The following is a 1922-nucleotide window of genomic DNA, read 5'->3' as shown; positions in this document are numbered from 1 at the left end:
CAACATTGCCATACAGCGGCATTGACATTCCAACGACACCAACACCAAGCGCAGCATTGACAGATATTACAGGTGATCAAGGAACGGTCAATATCACAGGAGTGGCAGTCGGAGAAGTCGTAAAAGTATACGACGCAGACAACAATGTATTAGGAACAGCAGTAGCCGGAAGTAATGGAACAGCACAAATCGTATTCACATTCCCGAATGCACAAGGGGAATTGTCAGTACGAGTAGTTATTAATGGAACCGAAACTGAAATTACAACATTGCCATACAGTGGAATTGACATTCCAACGACACCAACACCAAGCGCAGCATTGACAGACATCGCAGGTGACCAAGGAACAGTGAACATCACTGGAATAGCAGTCGGCGAAGTGGTGAAAGTATACGACGCAGACAACAACGTATTAGGAACAGCAGTAGCCGGAAGTAATGGAACAGCACAAATCGTATTCACATTCCCGAATGCTCAAGGGGAATTGTCAGTACGAGTGAACATTAATGGAACGGAAACGGAAATCGCAACGTTACCATACAGTGGCATTGATATTCCAACAACACCAACACCAAGCGCAGCATTGACAGATATCACAGGTGATCAAGGAACAGTGAACATTACTGGAGTAGCTGTTGGCGAAGTCGTCAAAGTATACGATGCAGACGACAATGTACTAGGAACAGCAGTAGCAGGAAGTAATGGAACAGCACAGATCGTATTTACATTCCCGAATGCACAAGGGGAATTGTCAGTACGAGTAGTTATTAATGGAACGGAAACGGAAATTGCAACATTGCCATACAGCGGCATTGACATTCCAACGACACCAACACCAAGCGCAGCATTGACAGATATTACAGGTGATCAAGGAACGGTCAATATTACAGGAGTGGCAGTCGGCGAAACGGTAACAGTATATGACGCAGACGACAACGCTCTAGGCACAGCCGTAACTGGAAGTAATGGAACAGCACAAATCGTATTTACATTCCCAGATGCACAAGGGGAATTGTCAGTACGAGTGAACATCAATGGAACGGACACAGAAATCGCAACATTACCATACAGTGGAGTTGTCATTCCAACGACACCAACGCCTGATGCTGTATTGTCAGACATCGCAGGTGACCAAGGAACAGTGAACATCACTGGAATAGCAGTCGGCGAAGTGGTGAAAGTATACGACGCAGACAACAATGTATTAGGAACAGCAGTAGCCGGAAGTAATGGAACAGCACAAATCGTATTTACATTCCCAGATGCACAAGGAGAATTGTCAGTACGAGTAACCATCAATGGAACCGAGACCGAAATTACAACATTGCCATACAGTGGAATTGACATTCCAACGACACCAACACCTGATGCTGTAATTACAGATATCATCGGTGATCGAGGAACAGTAAGAATTACTGGTGTTACAGCAGCAGCTCCAGTCAATATTTATAGTGCTAATAATGAATTGCTTGCTACAGGAACAGCAGATGGAAGCGGACAAGTAACATTGACATTTGTATTCCCAGATGCTCAAGGAGAATTGTCAGTGCGAGTAACGACAAATGGATTGGAAACTGAAGTTGCGTCCTTACCATACAGCGGTATTGATATTCCAACGACACCAACACCAAGCGCAACATTATCAGACATCACAGGTGATCAAGGAACCGTCAATATCACAGGAGTAGCAGTAGGCGAAGTGGTGAAAGTATACGACGCAGACAACAACGTTTTAGGAACAGCAGTAGCCGGAAGTAATGGAACAGCACAAATCGTATTTACATTCCCGAATGCTCAAGGGGAATTGTCAGTACGAGTGAACATTAATGGAACCGAAACTGAAATTACAACATTGCCATACAGCGGCATTGACATTCCAACGACACCAACACCAAGCGCAGCATTGACAGATATTACAGGT

Annotated in this window: 1 protein-coding gene; it reads left to right on the top strand. The window is 44.6% G+C overall.

All coding sequences use genetic code 11. The annotated features are described in order from the left end of the window. Positions 1 to 1922, top strand: a 1922-nt coding sequence (locus PaeCFBP13512_RS23325) for a beta strand repeat-containing protein (protein ID WP_161594356.1), incomplete at both ends; no start/stop codon positions are given.

Origin of the sequence: Paenibacillus sp. CFBP13512, assembly GCF_005233705.1 — a bacterium.
GTDB classification, from domain to species: domain Bacteria; phylum Bacillota; class Bacilli; order Paenibacillales; family Paenibacillaceae; genus Saccharibacillus; species Saccharibacillus nuruki.
Note: the sequence above shows the minus strand (reverse complement) of the source record. Positions and strands in the feature narration are given on the sequence as shown.